This is a genomic window from Actinoplanes lobatus, from assembly GCF_014205215.1.
In the GTDB taxonomy this organism is placed as follows: domain Bacteria; phylum Actinomycetota; class Actinomycetes; order Mycobacteriales; family Micromonosporaceae; genus Actinoplanes; species Actinoplanes lobatus.
On the sequence record NZ_JACHNC010000001.1, the window covers coordinates 5662524 to 5680095 of the forward strand.

Sequence of the window (17572 nt, forward strand, 5' to 3'; positions counted from 1 at the left end):
CTGGCGTGCGGCGTCCGCTGGCGTGCGGCGTCCGCTGGCGTGCGGCGTCCGCTGGCGTGCGGCGTCCGCTGGCGTGCGGCGTCCGCTGGCGTGCGGCGTCTGTTGATCTGTGGTGTCTGCCGGCGTTCGGCGTTCGCTGGTTTCGCCGTTCGCTGACTTGCGGCATCCGCTGATTTACGGCGTCCGCCGGCTTTCGGCGCGGAAAAGTGGTCGATCGGCGGACCCGGCGTCCGTCGCCGCTCCACCGGTGAGCGCGCAAGAATGCGGTCTTCCGTCTCGGACACGAGGAGATAAAGCTTTCATGCGCCGTACCATCCTGGGGGCCGTCATCGCGGTCGCCGCCACCCTGGTCAGTACCACTCCGGCCCAGGCCGCCGCACCCGCCCTGCGATTCCACTCCACGCAGTACGACTCCCCAGGCAAGGACACCCGCTCCAACACGTCCCTCAATGCTGAGTGGATTGCTCTCGTCAACACGAGCAGCAAGGCCGTCAACCTGTCCGGCTGGTCAATTGTTGACAAGTCCAAGACGTACACCTTCGGCAACGTGACCATCGCCGCGAACGGCGGCAAGGTCTACCTGCACACCGGCAAGGGCACGAACACGAAGACCCACCTGTACTGGGGCTCCGGAAACTACGTCTGGAACAACACCGGCGACACCGCCACGCTGCGCACCAAGGCCGGCAAGACCCACGACACCTGCAAGTGGGGCAACAAGTCGGGCCGCACCCGCGTCGCCTGCTGAAAACCACTTTCCGGTACGAGTGACGCCGTCCCGTTCCCGGCAGGGCTGTTCCGCCCAGTCGGCGCGGGGTGGTTGCCTGTTTCGGTTTGTGCCGGAAACAGGTGCCCGTTTCGCCCGCTTTTCTGCCGACGTTGTGCGATCTTGAGCGATTTGCCACCCGAAAGAGTCTTCTTCTCGGCTGCCTACGGCCGAATCCGCAATCCCTCGCCAGCGGGACGCGTCACCGAAGCAATCTTGAACGATTTACCACCGTTGCGGGTGGCAAGTCGTTCAAGATCGCACAACGTCGGCATGAAAAGCGGGCAAAACGGGCGCCGGCTTCCGACGAAAGCCGCATTTCCGCCTAGCACGGCGGACGGCGCCCCCATTCGGCGATTCACCCGACCGGGCGCTTGATGTAGAACCGCGAAATACCCAAGAAGAAGACTCGAAACGGTGGTAAATCGTTCAAGAGCGTCCGGCGTCCGGCGTCCGGCGTCCGGCGTCCGGCGTCCGGCGTCCGGCGTCCGGCGTCCCGCGTCCCGCGTCCCGCGTCCCGCGTCCCGCGTCCCGCGCGGCGAGGGGCGTGAGTAGGCAGGAGATCGCCGTCTGCGCCGGGTGGCGCACGTAGGCGTACCGGAAAAGGGGGTCAGATGGCCTGGCCGGAGATGAACGGGAGCCAGCCCGCGTACCAGCCGGACAGCAGGGCCAGGGTGCCGAGCACGATGACAAGGTCCCGGTTCCTGAGGCGGGCCAGCAGCAGGGCCGGCACCAGCAGGACCGGGAACGCGGGGAGCAGGTGGCGGCCCACCATCGACATGTGGGTGCGGGAGCCGGTGGCCATGATGAGCATGACGGCCGCGAAGACGGTGAGCTGCCACGGGGCCCGGCTGACCAGCAGGGCCAGCAGCAGGATGAAACCGGCCAGGATCAGCAGGGACAGGACCCGGATGGGCTTCTGGGAGTTGTCGTCGTCCACGCCGATGAGGATGTCGGTGGACATGTTCCAGGTGTTCTCGAAATAGTCCCAGCGCGCGCCGAACGTGTTCTCGTGAATGCTGAAGTAACGTTCGTAACCGCCGAGCTTGGCCGAGGCGTAGGCGATGTAGCCGAGCAGCCCGGCCGGGGCCAGGGCCATGGCCGCGTAGGGGCGCCAGCCGCCGCGCCGGGAGAATGCGGCTACCAGCGCGGCCAGGCCCACGGTGCCGATCAGCACGGCGGCGGTGGGACGGCTCAGCCCGGCGGCACAGGCGAGCGCACCGGCGATCAGCCAGCGTTCCTTGAGTACGGCGTAGAGCGCCCAGGCGGCCAATGCGGTGAACAGCGATTCGGTGTAGGCGCCGTTCTGGGTCATGGCGGCGGGCACCACGGCCCAGACGGCGGCCAGCATGACGCCGGTGCGGTGGTCGCGGACGTGACGGCCGATGGCGTACAGGCCCCAGGCGGCCGCGATCGCCGAGACGAACGAGACGATCAGGCAGGCGACCTCGGGGGAGATGCCCAGGAAGGTCAGCGGGCGGGCCAGCCACGGGTAGAGCGGGAAGAAGACCAGGCGCATCTCGTACGGGATGCCGTCGGCGTCCACCGCGCCGACCGGGCCGCCCAGTCCGCCACCTGCGATTTTCGCGTACCAGCGCCCGTCCCAGGAGAGCAGCGCGTCTAGGATCGAGGTGAAGCTTCGCCACTGGTTGTTGATCGACCCGTCCGGGAAGACCTGCCGGCCCGGGGACCGGACCGCGGCGTGGGACGCCAGAATGTGCATGACCCAGAGGCTGATCGTGCGCAGCAGCAGGTAGAGGTAGATCGCGGGGGCCGCGTGGCGGGCCGCGGTCCGGAGCCGGGTGAGCCGATCGGAGGGTTCGGCCGGGCCGGTCTCGTCCGCTGCCGTGTCTGGGCGGGTCGTGGTGGCGTCGGAAATGGGAACAGCCTTTCAGGACGGTTCGGGAGCGCTCCCAATACCAATTTTGACCGCATTGACATAGATCGCTGCGCCAGGTTACCGCAGCCAGGTTATACGTGGCGCGACGGGAGCGTAGCCGAGCCGTGCCGGAGCGCCGTCGCGTGGGCGACATCGGGTTGACCGGCCTCGATTGGTCGGCTACGAAAAAGTTAGTCAGAATTCGCATCGGCGAGAGGGCTCCGATGACCGTCACCGACATCCTGTCCCCCGAATGCCTGGCCGACCCGGCTCCGGTCTGGGCGGCGCTGCGCGACACCGATCCGCTCAGTTTTCACGAGGGCATGAACGCCTACGTCATCAGCCGCTACGACGACGTCGAGCGGGCCTTCAAGGACCCGGTGTTCACCAGCGACAACTACGGCTGGCAGCTGGAGCCGGTGCACGGCCGCACGATCCTGCAGATGGACGGCCGGGAGCACTCGATCCACCGGCGCCTGGTCACCCCGGCCTTCAAGGGCAGCGAGCTGACCACGAAGTTCGTCCCGGTGATCCGGCGCAACAGCCGCGAGCTGCTGGACGCCTTCCGGGGCGACGGCGAGGTGGAGCTGGTCGACGCGTTCACCACCCGCTTCCCGATCAACGTCATCGTCGACATGCTCGGCCTGCCGAAGAGCGACCACGAGCTGTTCCGCCGCTGGTACACGTCGATCATGGCGTTCCTGTCGAACCTCACCCAGGACGAGACGGTCGCCGCGAACGGGCTGCGGACCCGGGACGAACTCCAGGCGTACCTGCTGCCGCGCATCGCCGAACGCCGCGCCGAACCCCGCGACGACCTGCTGTCGCTGCTCGGTACCGCGGAGATCGACGGCGAGCGGATGTCCGATCTGGAGGTGAAGGCGTTCGTCAGCCTGCTGCTGGTCGCCGGCGGCGAGACCACCGACAAGGCCCTCGCCAACATGATGCTCAACCTGGTCAGCGACCCCGGGCAGATGGCGAAGGTGCGCGCCGACCGGTCGCTCATCGGCAACGCGCTCGCCGAGACGCTGCGACACTCGCCGCCGGTCCAGATGATCATGCGGCAGCCGTCCGAGGACGTCGAACTGTCCGGCGGAACCGTTCCGAAAGGCGCCACTGTGATCTGCCTGATCGCCGCCGCCAACCGGGATCCGCGCCGCTACTCCGACCCCGACCGGTTCGACGTCGCCCGCGCGGACCTCGACTTCTCCAAGGCCTACACGGCCGCCGCCAACCACACCGGATTCTCGCTGGGCCGCCATTTCTGCGTCGGCGCGATGCTCGCCAAAACCGAGGTCGAGATCGCCGCGAACGACCTGCTCGACGCCATGGAGGACATCGAGCTCGCCGCCGCGCCGGTGCTCCAGGGCCTGTTCACCAGGGCTCCGTCGAAACTGCGCCTGCGATTCCGTCCGGCTCACTGACACATTCAAAACCGGGTTCGGGTACGCGTACCCGAACCCGGTTTTGAAGGTCTTTCAGCCGCTGACACTCCAGTCCTGGACGTCGATCTGACTGCCGCCGTAACGCGGGGCGAAGAAGCTGAGCGTGCCGAGCGTCTTGAGGCGCTGGTGGTCGATCAGCGGGTCGGAGTAGTAGACGGCCGACGACGTGTAGCGGATCACCCAGTCGGTCCAGCCGGACGCCTTCGACGCGGTCTGGATGTGCAGTTTCCGGGTCGAGGAGTCACCGCTGACGACGTAGAGGTTGTCCTTGGCGTCGACCGCGATGTCACCGCGGGCGGACCGTTCCAGGAACGGCGTGTAGGTCTGGTGCCACACCTTGCTGGCCTTGTCCCGCCAATAGTGAACGAGTACGGCGGATTCCCGCGCGGCTGTGAAGTCGGTGTTGCTCGCGGCCGAGGCGGGCAGGTGCGAGGCGAGCACGTGCACGATGCCGGCCGCGTCGACGACCTGCGACTCCTGGTTGATCAGCCCCCGGTTTTGATCGATGGCCCACACTTTCAGCCCGGCGGCGTTCGAGGCCAGTGGCGTGCTGCCGGTGGTGGCGATGACGGTGCCCGCGTTGTTGCGCCAGGTGCGGCCCTTGTCCTTGCTGTACGCGTAGTACAGGTCGTGGTTGGTGCTCGCGTTCGACGTCTCCCGCACCGTCCACGTGACGTGCAGCAGCGGCGCCGCCGGGTCGTAGTTGTCGCACTCGATGCCGAACAGGTAGGCGTTGTTCCCCGCGGTCGTCCCGTCGATGAACTCGCCGATGTAGCTCCACGCCCCGGACTTGTACTCGTAGAGCACCTCGTCGCCGGTGCCGCTGTACCCGGTCCGGATCGCCAGTTGCAGGGTCCCGTCCGGGTGGGCGAAGAACTGCGGATAGGTGACCACGTCCATGCTGGTGCTGGTCAGTTTCGTCTGCACGGCACCGAAACTCGCGGTCGACCACGAAGCGGCGGTGGCCAGCCCGGCCACCGACTTGCGATAGCGGAACTGCGACGAATGCGTGTCGAACGCCAGGTGGATCGTCCCGTCCGACGGCGCGATCCCGATGCTGATCGTGTTGTGCGAATCGGTCGACGTGGTGACGTAGTCGGTGAGCCGCAGATTCGACCAGGTCCCGGACGGCACCTGACGGCGGGACAGGTTCACATAGCCGCTCTGATCCCAGAAGGCGGAGTACTGCCAACCCTGGTAGGTGACGATGCCGTCCTGCTGGAACGACTCGCCGTTCATGTAGCCGGTGTAGGTGAGCGCGGTGCGGCCACTCGTGGTCAGCACCGTGGTCGACGTCTGGGTGACGGTCGGGGCGGCGGCCGCGGCGGGGAGCGCGGCCAGCATGACGGCCGGTATCGCTACCAGAGCAGCCAGTGTGAATCGTTTCATCATGCCTCGCAGGGGGACGGGGGTGAATGGAACGAGCGGTGGCGCGAACGTTAAGCCGCTATTTCGGGGCCGTCAAGCTGCGAATGTTTCTATCGGTTTCGGTAATCTGAGGGCGCCGTTCGCGGCCCGCGAAGAGGGGAATCGGCCTGCGGTTGGGCGTGCCCACCCCGTACACCGGCGCTCTTCTGGGTTTGACCCGCCCGCGTGCGTGGTCTCTCTCAGCGACCGACGAAGTCGGGCGTGCGTTTCTCCGCGAAAGCGGTGACCGCCGCGTGGAAGTCGGCGCTCTCCAGCAGCGCCGACTGGCCGGTCAGCTCGCGGGCCAGGCTGTCCTCCAGATCGCCGAGCGTGGCCGCGTTGACCGCGCGTTTGGTCTCGGCGAGGGCCAGCGGCGCGGCCCGCGACAGCCGGGTGGTCAGCTCGTCGAGAGCCGGCCGGAGCTGCTCGGGTTCGACGACGCGGTAGACCAGGCCCCACTGCGCGGCGGTCGTGGCGGGCAGCCGTTCGCCGAGCAGGGCCAGGCTCATGGCGCGGGCGCGGCCGATGTTCGCCGGCACCAGCAGGGTCGCGCCGCCGTCCGGCATGAGGCCCACGTTGACGAACGCCAGCTGGAAGAACGCCGACGTCGAGGTCAGCACCAGGTCGCAGGCCAGGGCGATCGAGCAGCCCACGCCGGCGGCCGGGCCGTGCACCGCGGCGACGACCGGGCGGGGCACGGCGCGGATGGCGCGGATCACCCGGTTCGCGGCCTCGACCGTGCCGGCCGGCGAGGAGAAGTCGCCGACCGTCAGATCGGCCCCGGAGCTGAAGGCGCGGCCCGCGCCGGAGAGCACCAGCACGCGTACGTCCGGATCGTCGCCGGCCTCGGTGATCAGCTCGGCCAGATCGTCGAGCACGCCCTCGGTGACGGCGTTGAGCACGTGCGGCCGGTTCAGGGTGATCCGCAGGACAGGCCCGTCGCGATGGCAGTCGATGAACGTCATCACGCCACCGCCGTACGGGTGCGCAGCCGGTTCTCGATGATGTCGACCGCCTCGCCGACGATCCGGTCGAGCAGCTCGGCGCAGGTGGGCACGTCGTCGATCAGCCCCTGGGCCATGCCGACCGACCAGATCCCGGCGTCCAGATCGCCGTCCTCGAACACTTTCCGGCCACGCGATCCGGCGACCAGTTGGGCGATGTCCGGGAACGTGCCGCCGCCGCGCAGGATCTCGACGACCTCCCGGCTGACCGTGTTGCCGGCGACCCGGGCCGTGTTGCGCAACTGCCGGAAGATCAGCTCGGTGCCGCGCTCGTCACCGGCCACGATGGCCTGCTTGACGCTCTCGTGGATGGGCGACTCGGCGGTGCACATGAACCGGGTGCCCATGTTGATGCCGTCCGCGCCCAGTGCCAGCGCCGCCACCAGGCCGCGCCCGTCGGCGAACCCACCGGAGGCGAGCACCGGGATGCCCAGCCGGGCGGTGGCCGCCGGGATCAGCACGAGGCCGGGGATGTCGTCCTCGCCCGGATGCCCGGCGCACTCGAAACCGTCGATGCTGACCGCGTCCACGCCGACCTTCTCGGCCTTCAGCGCGTGCCGGACGCTCGTGCACTTGTGGATGATCCGCACGCCGTGCTCGCGGAACATCGCCATGTGCGGCTCCGGATTGGACCCGGCCGTCTCCACGATGGTGACGCCGGAGTCGACGATCACCCGGCGGTACTCGTCGTACGGCGGTGGGGTGATCGTCGGCAGGATCGTCAGGTTCACGCCGAACGGCTGGTCGGTGAGCTTCCGGCAGCGCTCGATCTCGGTGGCCAGGTCCTTCGGGGTGGGCTGGGTCAGCGCGGTGATCATGCCGAGGCCGCCGGCCGAGGAGACCGCCGCGGCCAGTTCGGCGCGGCCCACCCACTGCATGCCGCCCTGCACGATCGGGTGCCGGACGCCGAAGACCTCGGTGAACCGGGTGCTCAGCGGCCCGGTCATCGCGGAGCCATCCGGATCGCGCCGTCCAGCCGGATCGTCTCGCCGTTCAGCATCGGGTTGCGCACGATGCTCACGGCCAGGTCGGCGAACTCGGACGGCTTACCGAGCCGGGCCGGGTGCGGCACCTGCGCGCCGAGCGAGGCGCGGGCCTCGTCCGGCAGGCCGGCCAGCATCGGCGTCTCGAACAGGCCGGGCGCGATGGTGACCACCCGGATCAGCGGCTTCGCCAGCTCCCGCGCGATCGGCAGGGTCATCGCCGCCACGCCGCCCTTCGAGGCCGAATACGCCGCCTGGCCGATCTGCCCGTCGAACGCCGCCACCGACGCGGTGTTCACGATGACGCCACGCTCGCCGTCCACCGGCTCGGTGGCCGCGATGCGTTCGGCGGCCAACCGGATCACGTTGAAACTGCCGATCAGATTCACTTCGACGGTACGACGGAAGACGTCCAGCGGAAACGGTCCGTTCTTGCCGAGGACCCGGGCGGCCGTGCCGATGCCGGCACAGTTCACCACCACCCGCAGGTCGCCCAGTTCGGCGGCGATGTCGAGAGCGGCCGTCACGGATTCCTCGCTGGTGACGTCGCCGGGGCTGAACCGGGCCGCGCCGCCGAGATGCTCGGCGACGTCCTTGCCGTCGGAGGAGGGTAGATCGACGATCACCACCCGGGCGCCCTCGGCGGCGAGGGCCTGCACGGTGGCTAGGCCGAGACCGGATGCGCCGCCGGTGACGAGGGCGACGTCGTGCTGGGACAGTCTCACGAAAGACTCCTTCAGGCAGCATTGCCGGACCGTCAGAGTCTCACCCCATCGGACAGAAACAGTCAAGGCTGTCTGTTTATGGCCTTCAACTGAGCAGCGCGTGCCGGGCGATCTCCTTCCAGTGCTCCAGCAGCGGTTCGGACGCCGGATCGCGGGCGTCGAAGGCGTAACTGAGCGCCGTGCCCCGCATGCTGGTGAACAGCACCGGGCGTACCGGCAGGTAGAGAGGCCGGCCCACCAGGTCGGGGCCGAACAGCTGGTCCATCCGCGCCCAGATGGCCCGGCCCAGGCGCTTCTCCGCCGGCCGGATCGCCCCGGCCAGCGCCGGTTCGGTCCGCGACGCCACCCACAGCTCGGTGGCCGCCCAGAAACTCGGCTCCCGGAACGTCGCCCAGAGGCAGTCCACCACCACGGCGATCCGCTCGCCCGGGCCGGTCGCCTCGGCGATCCGCTCGGTCCACGGCCCCGGCACCGGCTCGGCCAGCTGCGCCTCGATGATGTGGTGCGCCGCCGCGACCAGCAGCTCCTCCTTCGACCGGAACTGGTGCAGCATCCGGCCCCGCGACATCCCGGCCTCGGCCTGGATGGAGATGGTGCTGGTTCGCGCATACCCGTCCCGCAGCAGGCAGGTGACCGCGGCGTCCAGGATCCGGGACCGGGACTCGCGGGTCCGGTCCGCCCGGGGCCGGCTCTGGGCGGGTGTCGTCGTCATCCGCCGACAATAGCGGTCAGAGTTGACCGCTCACGAACGCTCGACCAGGCCGCACGTCTACCGCCCGGGCGAACTGCTGCTGTTCGGGCTGGGCGGGCTGGTCATCGCGGTCCTCGGCGCGATGCTGCCGGCCGGGTGGGCGGCACGGACCCGTACCGCCACCACCCTGCGCACCGGGTGACGAGATGATGGGGGCATGGATTCCGAGGCCGTACAGGTGCTGACCCGATGGCAGGACAGCGGCGGGACGTGGCGGGTCCTCGTGCGCAGCGACACCCACGTCACCGTCGCCCTGCTGACCTGCACCGAGGAGGAGGTCGAGCGCTGCACCTGGCCCAGCGACCCGCGGCTGCTCGCCCTGATCAGCTGACGCCCGGCCCGTGGTCGGCGTGCTCCCACAGCCGGTTGTGGTACACGTCGTTCAGGTCCCGTCCCTCCTCGATCGACGCGGAGAAGGGGCGGGCCGTGGTCGCGGCCGGCGCCCACGGGGCCGCCGTGTCGAAGCCCGCGCCCAGGAGGCTGTCGCGGATCACCAGCTGGCCGTTCGCGGTGATGCCGGGCAGGTAGCCGGTGGCGCCGGCGCCCTGGTCCCAGGCCCGGCCCAGGCGGCCGGTCGGCGCGGCCGCGTAGCCGTCGTCGGCCACGATCCGGGAACGGGTCACCAGGAATCCGTACGGGTAGGCCGGCGCCGTGTTCGGTGCGAAGATCACGCCACCGGACGGCTTGCGGCTGGACACCAGGCGGAACGTGCAGTTCGTGAAGACAGCGGCGGCCCGGCCGAAGACGAAGTCGGTGTCACCCTCGACGTAGGTGTCGCGCACCGACACCCGGGCGATCCGGAGCACGTCGTCGGCGTTGGTCATCAGGGTGTCCTGGCGGCTGATCAGGCGCAGCCCCTCCAGTTGGGTGCGGTCCGCGTCGGTGCGCAGCGCCAGCGCCTGATGGGTGCCCCGGTCCACGGTGTCCAGCAGCGTGTTCGTGACCGTCAGGTTCTTCAGCTGGAGGTCGGTGCTCTGCGCCCAGACGACCGTGGCGCACAGCCCGGCCGTGGCGCTGGTCTTCGTGGCGCACGACTGGTACATGGGCCAGGCCGGGTCGCCCTCGGCGTACCGGCCGTCGGGGTTGACCTGGGCGGCCCACTGCGCCGGGGTGACCGTGGCGTCGATGGTGAACTCCAGGCGTACGTCCTCGGCCCGCCCGGCGCCGTAGATGGTCAGCGGGGGAGTGCCGGCCGGGATGAAGACCGTGCCGGTGTACGTGCCCGGCCGCACCGCGATCCAGAGCCGCTTCTCGCCGCCGGTCCGGTAGGCGGCGTCGACGGCGTCCTGCACGGTCGCGAAGCCGTGCCCGCCGACGACGAGATCGGGGTGGCGCGGGGTCCGGATCGGGTGCGGCCGCCAGGGGTCGGCCACCGGCGCGGCGTACGTGCCGGAGAAGCCCAGATAGTTCGCGGCCGTGAACGGGGCCGCCTCGGCCGCCGACAGGACCGGCCGGGCGGTGGTGCCCGGCGGGACCTGCGCGGTCAGTGGAAGTGCCAGCGTCACGGCGGCGAGAACTGCTGCTAAACCCATCATCAACCTCCAGGAATGCGCTTTCCCGGAGGATCATACTGTCGAAGTCTGTCGATGCCAGAGAATCGACCGATGTCTTGGGATGCGTCGCACGTCAACCACCGTTCGTTCTGGCGGCATCTGGCCCGCGTGTGCGGTGGCGAAAGCCTGGAGATCCCCGGTGGGCTGCTGGTCCGGGCCGGGCTCCCGGGTGGTTCGTGGAACCAGTTGCACCTCGATCCGGGCGACGGGCAGGAGGCGGCCCTCGACCGGGCCGGGAAGTACTTCGCCGGGCACGGGCTGCCCTGGCGGCTCTACGCCGAGCGGGAGTCGCCGGCCGCGGACGCCTTCGCCGCCCGGCACGGCGTCCCGATGCAGCCGCGGTACCCGGTGCTCAACCGTCCGGCCGGGCCGCTCGACGACCCCGTCGACGGTCTGGAGACCTCGGACGCGGCCGGCCTGGACGACCTGCGCGAGTTCATCGACTGCGCCGGGGCGTCCTACGGGCTGGATCCGGCGGTTCTGGGGCCGCTCGTGAGCCCGCGCGCCTTCGACGACCCGGCGTTCCGGTTCCATCTCGGGCGCCACGCCGGGCGGGTGGTCGCGGTCAGCGTCAGCGTCCAGCACGCCGACACGGTCGGCGTCTACTTCGTCGGGGTACGCCCGGAGCAGCGCCGCCACGGGTTCGGCCGGGCCGTCACCGCGCACGCCGTGCGGGCCGTCCCCGGGGCGGGCACCGCCGTCCTCCAGGCCACGCCCGCCGGACTGTCCATCTACCAGGACATGGGCTTCCACATCGTGACCGAGTACCGCTACTGGAACTTCTTCTAGCGCCTGTTTCGGAAGGGGGACAGCCCAGTCATCCCTTCCGAAACAGGCGCTAGGTCCAGCACTGGGCGGCGACGCGGCGGAAGTTGCCGCCCAGGATGGCCGCCACCGCGTCGGCCGGGTAGCCGCGGTCGCGCAGCGCGGCCTCCACCGCGAACAGTCCCTCCGGCGGGGTGAAGTTGATCGGGCCCCAGCGGGTGAACCAGTCGGGGAACAGCTCCGGGTTGTCGCGGATCGCCGCGTTGGCGTCCTCGAAGTCGAACGAGAAGTCCGTCGACAGGCCGACGTGCTCCGGCCCGACCAGCTCGACCGCGTAGTCGACGTGCCGAACGAAAGCCTCCACCGACGCGTCGTTCGGGCCCAGGAAGATGCCGATGCCGGTGATCCCGACGACGCCGCCGGTGGCCGCGCACGCCCGTGCCTGCTCGTCGGTGATGTTGCGCGGGTGGTCCCACAGCGCCCGCATGCAGGAGTGGCTGTAGATCATCGGCTTGGTGGTGACGTCGCTGATGTCGAGGGCGGTACGGGCGCCGCAGTGCGAGCCGTCGGCCACCATGCCGACCGCGTTCATCTCACGGATCAGATCCCGGCCGTACGCGGTCAGCCCCTCGTCGGTCTCGTCCAGGCACCCGCCGCCGGCCGCGTTGCGGTTGTTGTAGGACGGCAGCATGGTCCGTACGCCCAGGTCGTAGAACTCCCGTACCCGGTCCAGCCGCCCGTCGAGCGGGCCCGAGTCCTCCAGGTCGAAGGCGACCGCCACCCGTCCGGTGTCGCGGGCCGTGTCCAGGTCGGCGAGCCCGGCGGCGAGCACGAACCGCTCGTCGGCCTCGATCCGCGGCCGCCAGTCCGCCAGCAGCGCGATGACCTCGTCGTAGCCGTGCGGGGCGTACCCCACGTTGACCGAGACGTAGCTGCCGCCCGGACGGCGGTAGCGGTCCAGCTCACCGAGGTCGGCCTCGGACGTCAGCGGCAGGCAGCAGTGCTGTTCCCAGAGCAGTGACACGTTCAGGACCCCAGATAGTCGGCGAGCACGAGGGCATGATTGTGCACGGTGTCGCGGACGCTGTAGAGCAGGGTCACCGTGCCGCGCTCGTGCTCCGTGCGGCGCAGCGCCGCGACGGCCTCCGGGTTGGCGTCGAGCTCGGCCCGGTAGCGCCGGGTGAACTCGGCGAACTCGCCGGTGTGCTGGTGGAACCACTGCCGCAGCCCGGTGCTCGGCGCGGCGTCCTTGGCCCACTCGCCGAGGGCCGCGCGCTCCTTGGAGACGCCGCGCGGCCAGAGCCGGTCCACCAGGATCCGGTAGCCGTCGCCCGGATCGGGATCGTCCTGCACCCGCTTGATCTGGAAGGCCATTTCCGCATGTTATGTCCGGGCCCGCGCCGGTTCCGGTGCGGGGGCGCGGCCCAGCTCGCGGACCGCCGGGATGAGCAGCAGGGCGGCGCACCCGAGGACGCCGACCAGCACCGACGAGCCGAGAACCAGTTCCGCGCCGACGACCGCGGCGACCGGCCCGGCGAGCGCCTGACCGATCGGGAGGCTGCCGGTCGAGCCGAGCACCTCGTACGACGTCATCCGGTTCAGCATGTCCGGCGGTACCTGGGTCTGCACGCTGGTCTGCCACTGGACCGACCAGAACGCCCAGACCAGGCCGTTGACCGCGGCCGCGGCCAGCAGCAGCGGCAGATTCGCGTGCAGGGCGATGGCCAGTGGCAGCAGCACGAAGGCGAACATCGCCACGGCTCCGGCGGCGAGCGGGCGGGCGGGCCGCAGCCGGAGGGCCAGGATGCCGCCGCAGACGGTTCCGGCGCCGAGGGCGGAGTGCATCCAGCCGTACGCGGTGGCGCCCAGATCCTCGCTGACCAGGGTGGCGCCGAGCGGGATGAGCGGGCCGAACAGGAAGATGCCGTAGACGATCCAGACCAGGACCACCGACCAGATCCACCGCCGGGCGCGGAACCCGTGCCAGCCCTCCCTCAGGTCGCGGATCGTCGACGACGAGGTGCGCGGGACCTCGCCCAGTCGCAGGCCGGCCAGGCAGAGGGCGCTGATCGCGAAGGTCGCGGCGTCCACCGCGTACACCGGACCGGGCCCGAGGAACGCGAAGATCAGGCCCGCGGCGGCGGGGCCGAGCATCTCGGCGATCGCGACCGCCGTACGGATGACGGCATTGGCCTTGTGGGGATCGCTCGCGACGAGTGGCACGATGCTGTTGACGCCGGGCTGGAACATCGCGGCGGCCGCGCCGCTGACCGCCGCGCAGGCGATCAGCAGGCCCAGCGACGGGGTGCCGGTGAAGAAGGCGACCGCGACGACGCTCTGGGCGACGATCCGCACCAGGTCGGCGCCGAGCATCAGCGGCCGGGCGCCGAACCGGTCCGCGAACACCCCGCCGAACAGGATGGACCCGAGCATCGGCAGCATCCAGGCGGCGAGCACCAGCCCGACCCCGGTGGCGCCGTGGATCCGCCCGACCGCCAGCGCGGCCGCCACCGTGAGCATCGCGTCGCCGAAGACGGAGACGGCCCGGGCGACGAAGTAACGGGTGAATCCGGTGGTCCACATCCGTCGATCTTTGCTCGATCGACCCCGATGGGTAAAGTTTATTTACTATTTGTGAGGGGCGGCACCAGCTTGGCGGTGATGTCGCGCAGCCGGGCGACGTCCTCGGCGGTCAGGTGGTCGAAGACCAGGCGGCGCACCTCGGCCACGTGGCCCGGCGCGGCCGCCCGCAGCGCCGCCATCCCGGCCTCGGTGAGCTGCGCGATCTGGCCGCGTTTGTCGCTCGGGCAGGCCTGCCGCAGCACCCAGCCGCGCTGTTCGAGATTGCTGACCGCGTGCGACAGCCGGGTCGTGGTGGTCCCGGTCAGCCGGGCCAGCCGGGTCATCCGCATGGCCCGGCCCGGCTCGGCGCTGAGCGTGGCCAGAATCTGGTAGTAGGCGTGCGGAATGCCGGCGTCCTGGCGCAACTGCTGGTCCAGGGCGGTGGGCAGCATCATCAGCACCTGCGCCAGGTTGATCCAGGCCTCCGGCTCGGCGCCGGTCAGCCACCGTACGGGTGAGGCGTCGGTCACCGGCTCATCCTCCTCGATCTCCTAGCGCACCGGCGCGAGCAGGTGGGCGTTCACGTCCCGGACCAGATCGCCCAGGCCCGGGTGCTCGACCACGGTCACTCCGCCGTCCTCCAGGATGCGTACACCCTCGCAGTCGGCGAACAGCGACGGCTCGCGCAACGCCAGCACGACCCGGCCGATCCCGGCGGTCAGGATCAGATGCGTGCACGAGGTGGGCCGGGACCGGCGGGTCGTGCACGGCTCCAGCGAGCTGTACATGGTGGCGCCGGCCAGATCGAGGTCGCGGCGGTCGGCCAGCTTGGCGAGAGCCGCCTCCTCGGCGTGGTACGCCGGGTGCACCTCGCCGGTGTAGCCGGTGGCCAGCGCCGTGCCGTGCCGGTCGACGACGACGGCGCCGACCGCGTAGTGGCTCGGCGACGGGGGAGAGAGCCGGGAGAGGTCGATCGCGGTGGTCAGCCAGCGCCGGTCGACGTCGTAGGTGAAGGCCATGCGGGGGTCCCTTCGGCGAGGGGTGGCGACGTCTCATCGGCGCGCCGCCGCCCGGATCGACGATTCCGGCCGGTCCGGATCAGCCGGCCAGCGGCAGGTCGATGGTGTGGTGGGTGTGCGCGACCTTGGCCGACAGGTAGCGGGCGTTGGCCTCGGAGAGGTGCACCCCGGTCGGGATCAGGTCGGCCACCTCCACACCGAGGGCGTCCAGTTGAGCGGCCTTGTCCGGATTGTTGCTCAGCAGCCGGATCCGGCCGGCGCCCAGCGCGGTCAGCATCTGCGCGGCCGGGGTGTAGTCCCGCTCGTCCTCGCCGTGGCCCAGCGCCAGATTCGCCTGGTAGGTGTCGAGGCCGGTGTCCTGGAGGGCGTAGGCGTCGAGCTTCGCGTACAGCCCGATGCCGCGGCCCTCCTGGCGCAGGTAGAGCAGGAAGCCGCCGGCCTCGCTGATCCGCTCGGCGGCCTCGCGCAACTGTGGGCCGCAGTCGCAGCGTTCGGAGCCGAAGACGTCGCCGGTCAGGCACTCGCTGTGCGGGCGGACCAGGGGCGCCCCGCCGCCGGCGATCGCGGCGCGCCAGTCGCCCAGGCCCAGCGCCAGGTGCTCGCGGCCGTCGGACAGGCCGTGGAAGGTGAACACCTCGGCCGTGGTGGCGTAGCCGTCCGGGAACCGCAGGGGCACCGTCACCCGGGTACGAATCCGCGCCGCGGTCGTCGTCGTCACCGTCATGCCCGCCTCCGAAGTTGTTGAAGTTTCACATACGAGCATCCGCGCCAGATGTTGAAAGATCAATAACTTCGCCTGTGGTTCCGGTCACCCGCGTACCGTGACTCCGGTGGAGGTCCTCCGTGGTGGCCGCCTGACCGCCGGGGTGGTGCGGATCGGCGACACGGTGCGGCGTCCCGCCTCGCCCGCGTCGGCGTTCACCGCCACCCTGCTGGCGCACCTGGCCGCGGCCGGTTTCGACGGCGCGCCGCGCCATCTGGGGCGCGATGATCTGGGCCGCGACATCCTGACGTTCCTGCCGGGCGAGGTGCCCGCCAAGTGGCGCGCCCACGACGACGGGCAGGTGGCCGCGGCGGCGGCGCTGATGCGGCGGATGCACGACGCGAGCCGGGATCTGGCCGGCGACGGGCGGGTGGTCTGCCATCACGATCCGGGGCCGAACAACACCGTCTTCCGGGACGGGCGGCCGGTCGCGTTCATCGACTTCGACTTCGCCGCGCCCGGCGACCCGCTCGAGGACCTCGGCTATCTGGCCTGGTCGTGGTGCATCTCGTCGAAGCCCGAGCGCGGGGACGCGGCGCGCCAGGCCGGCCAGGTCCGGGTGCTGGCCGACGCCTACGGGCTGACCGCGGCCCGGCGGCGCGACCTGCCCGGCGCCGTCGAGCAGCGGCTGGAACGCAACGAGCGGTTCTGGGAGCAGGCGCCGGCGGTGACCGCCGGGCCGTCGCCGGCCGAGTGCCTGGCGTGGACCCGGCGTGAGAAGGCCTTCGTGCGGCGCTTCCGCGACGTGTTCGCGGCGGCTATGCGCTAGTTCCGGTACGGGTCGCGGGCGTCTCGGCCGGGGTGTAGGCGGCGTGTACGGCGTCCGCGCCCGCCGTGTGGGCCCGCTCCGCCTCGTCGCCGCTCACCGGCACGCGCTCCTCACCGACCGTCGGCTCCGGTTTGGGCCGCCCGTGGTGGGTGTCCCAGACGTCCCGGGCCAGGATCTGCACGATGCCGGCCACCGGGATGGCCAGCAGCGCGCCGAGGATCCCGGCCAGCTCCACCCCGAGGAGGATCGCCACCAGCACGGTGAGCGGGTTGAGCCGCACCGTCCGGGCGAAGACGACCGGCTGCAGCAGGTGGTTCTCCAACTGCTGGTACAGCACGAAGAACACCAGCACGACGATCCCGGCGGTGGTCGACTGGGTGAACGCCGCGAGGCTCGCCACGACGGCCCCCAGGGTGGCGCCGACCAGCGGGATCAGGTCGACGACGCCGACGAACAGGGCGATCAGGCCGGCGTACGGAACATCCATGATCAGCAGGGTGACGAAGGTGAGCGCGCCGCAGACGAAACTGATCAGCAGGTTGCCGGTGAGGTAGCCGGTGACCGTCCTGGCGCAGTCGTGCCCGACCCGGCGGATGTGCTCGGCCCGGCGCTCCGGGAAGAGGGCCAGGAACCCGTCAACGACCTTCGGCGCCTCCAGCACCATGAGGTAGGAGAGCACGAAGATGGTGACGACGCCGGCCACCCCGGTGGCCACCGAACCGAGGAGAGCGATGGTCGGCGCGCCCAGGCCGGCGGCGTAGTCACGGATCCGGTCGGCGTTGTTCTCGGCGTACTCCATCAGATGGAACCGCTCGACCAGGCCGCCGACCGGACCGCGGCCCGCCCGCAGATCGTCGGCGATCTGCGGGAAGTTCGTGATCAACTGGGCGCCCTCCCGGGCCAGCGGCACCACGAACAGCGTGATCAGACCGCCGAGCAGGGCGAACGCCGCGAGGAACACCAGCAGGGTGGCCAGCCAGCGCCGGCCGAACGCACCGCGCCGGGTCACCCAGCCGACCGCCGGGTGCAGCGCCACCGCGAACAACGCCGCGATCAGGATCCAGGTCAGGACCTGGCGGGTGTGGTAGGCCAGCAGCAGCACCGCCGCGGTGGCCAGCACGATCCCGATGACGACGAGCGTACGGCGCGCGACCACCGCCGTGTCAGTTTGCCCCATGCTC

The 17572-nt window shown here is 70.5% G+C and carries 20 protein-coding genes; 6 read left to right on the forward strand and 14 right to left on the reverse strand.

Going from position 1 to position 17572, the window contains the following annotated elements; genetic code table 11:
• Positions 1 to 301 precede the first annotated feature (301 nt).
• Positions 302 to 748 carry a lamin tail domain-containing protein gene (locus BJ964_RS25920; RefSeq protein ID WP_188123107.1) on the forward strand — a complete coding sequence of 149 codons (447 nt, stop codon included), beginning with the start codon at positions 302 to 304 and terminating at the stop codon, positions 746 to 748.
• Between the two features lie 628 nt (positions 749 to 1376).
• On the opposite strand, the gene BJ964_RS25925 is transcribed toward BJ964_RS25920, so the two are convergent.
• Positions 1377 to 2489 carry a glycosyltransferase family 39 protein gene (locus BJ964_RS25925; RefSeq protein WP_188123108.1) on the reverse strand — a complete coding sequence of 371 codons (1113 nt, stop codon included), beginning with the start codon at positions 2487 to 2489 and terminating at the stop codon, positions 1377 to 1379.
• A gap of 380 nt (positions 2490 to 2869) precedes the next feature.
• Between BJ964_RS25925 and BJ964_RS25930 the strand changes: the two genes are divergently transcribed.
• Positions 2870 to 4069: a cytochrome P450 gene (locus BJ964_RS25930; RefSeq protein WP_188123109.1), complete on the forward strand. Its 1200-nt coding sequence runs from the start codon at positions 2870 to 2872 to the stop codon at positions 4067 to 4069.
• Positions 4070 to 4123: 54 nt separating this feature from the next.
• Here the strand turns inward: BJ964_RS25930 and BJ964_RS25935 are convergent, their stop codons facing one another.
• The 5 genes from BJ964_RS25935 to BJ964_RS25955 form a co-directional block, all read right to left on the reverse strand.
• Complete coding sequence (locus BJ964_RS25935; RefSeq protein WP_188123110.1) at positions 4124 to 5479, reverse strand: BNR repeat-containing protein; 1356 nt, start codon at positions 5477 to 5479, stop codon at positions 4124 to 4126.
• A gap of 218 nt (positions 5480 to 5697) precedes the next feature.
• A complete protein-coding gene (locus BJ964_RS25940; RefSeq protein WP_188123111.1) occupies positions 5698 to 6462 on the reverse strand; it encodes an enoyl-CoA hydratase in 765 nt (254 codons plus the stop codon).
• On the reverse strand, positions 6462 to 7448 hold the full coding sequence (locus BJ964_RS25945; RefSeq protein ID WP_188123112.1) for an NAD(P)H-dependent flavin oxidoreductase: 987 nt from the start codon (positions 7446 to 7448) through the stop codon (positions 6462 to 6464). Before BJ964_RS25945 ends, BJ964_RS25940 begins: the two co-directional genes overlap by 1 nt.
• Positions 7445 to 8209 carry a 3-hydroxyacyl-CoA dehydrogenase gene (locus BJ964_RS25950; protein ID WP_188123113.1) on the reverse strand — a complete coding sequence of 255 codons (765 nt, stop codon included), beginning with the start codon at positions 8207 to 8209 and terminating at the stop codon, positions 7445 to 7447. Before BJ964_RS25950 ends, BJ964_RS25945 begins: the two co-directional genes overlap by 4 nt.
• Positions 8210 to 8294: 85 nt before the next feature.
• Positions 8295 to 8921, reverse strand: a complete 627-nt coding sequence (locus tag BJ964_RS25955; protein ID WP_188123114.1) for a TetR/AcrR family transcriptional regulator — start codon at positions 8919 to 8921, stop codon at positions 8295 to 8297.
• Positions 8922 to 8943: 22 nt separating this feature from the next.
• Between BJ964_RS25955 and BJ964_RS25960 the strand changes: the two genes are divergently transcribed.
• Both BJ964_RS25960 and BJ964_RS25965 read left to right on the forward strand, forming a co-directional pair.
• Positions 8944 to 9102: a hypothetical protein gene (locus tag BJ964_RS25960; RefSeq protein ID WP_188127579.1), complete on the forward strand. Its 159-nt coding sequence runs from the start codon at positions 8944 to 8946 to the stop codon at positions 9100 to 9102.
• Between the two features lie 15 nt (positions 9103 to 9117).
• Complete coding sequence (locus BJ964_RS25965; RefSeq protein ID WP_188123115.1) at positions 9118 to 9291, forward strand: hypothetical protein; 174 nt, start codon at positions 9118 to 9120, stop codon at positions 9289 to 9291.
• Here the strand turns inward: BJ964_RS25965 and BJ964_RS25970 are convergent.
• Positions 9284 to 10492 carry a putative acyl-CoA thioester hydrolase gene (locus BJ964_RS25970; protein ID WP_188123116.1) on the reverse strand — a complete coding sequence of 403 codons (1209 nt, stop codon included), beginning with the start codon at positions 10490 to 10492 and terminating at the stop codon, positions 9284 to 9286. The two genes, BJ964_RS25965 and BJ964_RS25970, sit on opposite strands and share 8 nt — an antisense overlap.
• 72 nt (positions 10493 to 10564) lie before the next feature.
• Between BJ964_RS25970 and BJ964_RS25975 the strand changes: the two genes are divergently transcribed.
• Complete coding sequence (locus BJ964_RS25975) at positions 10565 to 11302, forward strand: GNAT family N-acetyltransferase (protein WP_188123117.1); 738 nt, start codon at positions 10565 to 10567, stop codon at positions 11300 to 11302.
• Positions 11303 to 11351: 49 nt separating this feature from the next.
• Here the strand turns inward: BJ964_RS25975 and BJ964_RS25980 are convergent, their stop codons facing one another.
• From BJ964_RS25980 to BJ964_RS26005, 6 genes are all read right to left on the reverse strand, one after another.
• Positions 11352 to 12302, reverse strand: coding sequence for a dipeptidase (locus BJ964_RS25980; protein ID WP_188123118.1), 951 nt, complete (start codon positions 12300 to 12302; stop codon positions 11352 to 11354).
• Between the two features lie 2 nt (positions 12303 to 12304).
• On the reverse strand, positions 12305 to 12652 hold the full coding sequence (locus BJ964_RS25985; RefSeq protein ID WP_188123119.1) for a DUF488 domain-containing protein: 348 nt from the start codon (positions 12650 to 12652) through the stop codon (positions 12305 to 12307).
• Between the two features lie 9 nt (positions 12653 to 12661).
• Positions 12662 to 13861: an MFS transporter gene (locus BJ964_RS25990; RefSeq protein ID WP_188123120.1), complete on the reverse strand. Its 1200-nt coding sequence runs from the start codon at positions 13859 to 13861 to the stop codon at positions 12662 to 12664.
• 38 nt (positions 13862 to 13899) lie between these two features.
• Entirely contained in the window at positions 13900 to 14370 is a 471-nt protein-coding gene (locus tag BJ964_RS25995) for a MarR family winged helix-turn-helix transcriptional regulator (protein WP_229795038.1), read from the reverse strand.
• A gap of 21 nt (positions 14371 to 14391) precedes the next feature.
• Entirely contained in the window at positions 14392 to 14859 is a 468-nt protein-coding gene (locus tag BJ964_RS26000) for a cytidine/deoxycytidylate deaminase family protein (protein ID WP_188123121.1), read from the reverse strand.
• 79 nt (positions 14860 to 14938) lie between these two features.
• Entirely contained in the window at positions 14939 to 15583 is a 645-nt protein-coding gene (locus tag BJ964_RS26005) for a GTP cyclohydrolase II (protein ID WP_188123122.1), read from the reverse strand.
• A gap of 106 nt (positions 15584 to 15689) precedes the next feature.
• On the opposite strand from BJ964_RS26005, the gene BJ964_RS26010 reads away from it, so the two are divergent.
• A complete protein-coding gene (locus BJ964_RS26010) occupies positions 15690 to 16391 on the forward strand; it encodes a phosphotransferase family protein (protein ID WP_188123123.1) in 702 nt (233 codons plus the stop codon).
• Here BJ964_RS26010 and BJ964_RS26015 read toward each other — a convergent pair.
• The gene (locus BJ964_RS26015; protein ID WP_188123124.1) at positions 16381 to 17568 is read right to left on the reverse strand and encodes an AI-2E family transporter; all 1188 of its coding nucleotides are present in this window, start codon (positions 17566 to 17568) and stop codon (positions 16381 to 16383) included. The two genes, BJ964_RS26010 and BJ964_RS26015, sit on opposite strands and share 11 nt — an antisense overlap.
• Between the last annotated feature and the right edge of the window lie 4 nt (positions 17569 to 17572).

Coding starts and splice junctions, on each gene's coding strand:
- BJ964_RS25920 (WP_188123107.1), top strand. CDS start 302: ATGCGCCGTACCATCCTGGGGGCCGTCATCGCGGTCGCCGCCACCCTG.
- BJ964_RS25925 (WP_188123108.1), bottom strand. CDS start 2,489: ATGCACATTCTGGCGTCCCACGCCGCGGTCCGGTCCCCGGGCCGGCAG.
- BJ964_RS25930 (WP_188123109.1), top strand. CDS start 2,870: ATGACCGTCACCGACATCCTGTCCCCCGAATGCCTGGCCGACCCGGCT.
- BJ964_RS25935 (WP_188123110.1), bottom strand. CDS start 5,479: ATGAAACGATTCACACTGGCTGCTCTGGTAGCGATACCGGCCGTCATG.
- BJ964_RS25940 (WP_188123111.1), bottom strand. CDS start 6,462: ATGACGTTCATCGACTGCCATCGCGACGGGCCTGTCCTGCGGATCACC.
- BJ964_RS25945 (WP_188123112.1), bottom strand. CDS start 7,448: ATGACCGGGCCGCTGAGCACCCGGTTCACCGAGGTCTTCGGCGTCCGG.
- BJ964_RS25955 (WP_188123114.1), bottom strand. CDS start 8,921: ATGACGACGACACCCGCCCAGAGCCGGCCCCGGGCGGACCGGACCCGC.
- BJ964_RS25965 (WP_188123115.1), top strand. CDS start 9,118: ATGGATTCCGAGGCCGTACAGGTGCTGACCCGATGGCAGGACAGCGGC.
- BJ964_RS25970 (WP_188123116.1), bottom strand. CDS start 10,492: ATGGGTTTAGCAGCAGTTCTCGCCGCCGTGACGCTGGCACTTCCACTG.
- BJ964_RS25975 (WP_188123117.1), top strand. CDS start 10,565: ATGTCTTGGGATGCGTCGCACGTCAACCACCGTTCGTTCTGGCGGCAT.
- BJ964_RS25985 (WP_188123119.1), bottom strand. CDS start 12,652: ATGGCCTTCCAGATCAAGCGGGTGCAGGACGATCCCGATCCGGGCGAC.
- BJ964_RS25990 (WP_188123120.1), bottom strand. CDS start 13,861: ATGTGGACCACCGGATTCACCCGTTACTTCGTCGCCCGGGCCGTCTCC.
- BJ964_RS26000 (WP_188123121.1), bottom strand. CDS start 14,859: ATGGCCTTCACCTACGACGTCGACCGGCGCTGGCTGACCACCGCGATC.
- BJ964_RS26005 (WP_188123122.1), bottom strand. CDS start 15,583: ATGACGGTGACGACGACGACCGCGGCGCGGATTCGTACCCGGGTGACG.
- BJ964_RS26015 (WP_188123124.1), bottom strand. CDS start 17,568: ATGGGGCAAACTGACACGGCGGTGGTCGCGCGCCGTACGCTCGTCGTC.